Here is a 1,000-nt window from a genome sequence, read left to right on the forward strand (position 1 = left end):
TGGCGCACATCTTTGCGATCGGCGACATCGTCGGCCAGCCCATGCTCGCCCACAAGGCGGTGCATGAGGCGCACGTGGCGGCCGAAGTCGCCGCAGGCCACAAATCCGCCTTCGATGCGACCGTGATCCCGGGCGTGGCCTACACCCATCCGGAAGTCGCCTGGGTCGGCTACACCGAGGCGCAGGCCAAGGCCGAGGGCAAGAAGGTGGAAACGGCAAAATTCCCGTGGGCCGCCAGCGGCCGCGCCATCGCCAACGGCGCCGACTACGGCTTCACCAAGCTGATCTTCGATGCCGAGACGCACCGCGTGATCGGCGGCACCCTCGTCGGCCCGTCGGCCGGCGACATGATCGGCGAGGTGTGCCTGGCCATCGAGATGGGCGCCGACGCCGTCGATATCGGCAAGACCATCCACCCCCACCCGACCCTGGGTGAAACGGTCGGCATGGCCGCCGAAGTGGCGCATGGCAGTTGCACCGACCTGCCACCGCAAAAGAAGCGATAATCCGGGCGCAGCCTCAACGCGGACTCACCGACCGCACAGCACGACCTGAACCACGGGCGATTCGTCGCAAGTGCAGGTATTGTGCACACCTTGCATGCCGGCACGCTGACGACGCGCTCGTTAGTGCCGGCATGCATTTGTATCATTCCCCCAGTTGCGGGGAGCCTGGTTCTGCACTCAAGCAGGAACCATCCGGGACCTGCTTCCCCGCAATCAAGAGCAACCCACAAGCAGATCACGAATCACGAAACAGGTCGTCATCGTGCCTGCCGCTGCCATCGGCATGGGCTCGGCGAGGGCGATCGAGTGCTGACACGGAGTATCGAAGGAAACGCATGAAGGAGAATAGGACATGTTGATCGGAGTTCCGCGCGAGACCGCGTCTGGCGAAAAACGCGTAGCGACCGTTCCCGAGGTGGTGGGCAAGCTCATCAAGCTGGGCTTCTCGGTTGCGGTGGAAAGCGGCGCCGGCGCCGCGGCGAACTTCAGCGACG

At 64.6% G+C, this 1,000-nt stretch carries 2 pseudogenes; both read left to right on the forward strand.

The annotated features are described in order from the left end of the window. Positions 1-506: pseudogene (locus GH664_RS22955) on the forward strand (dihydrolipoyl dehydrogenase); the annotation flags it as partial. A gap of 352 nt (positions 507-858) precedes the next feature. Next, positions 859-1,000: pseudogene (locus GH664_RS22960) on the forward strand (NAD(P)(+) transhydrogenase (Re/Si-specific) subunit alpha); the annotation flags it as partial.

Origin of the sequence: Thauera sp. 2A1 (assembly GCF_009469595.2) — a bacterium.
Lineage (GTDB): Bacteria > Pseudomonadota > Gammaproteobacteria > Burkholderiales > Rhodocyclaceae > Thauera.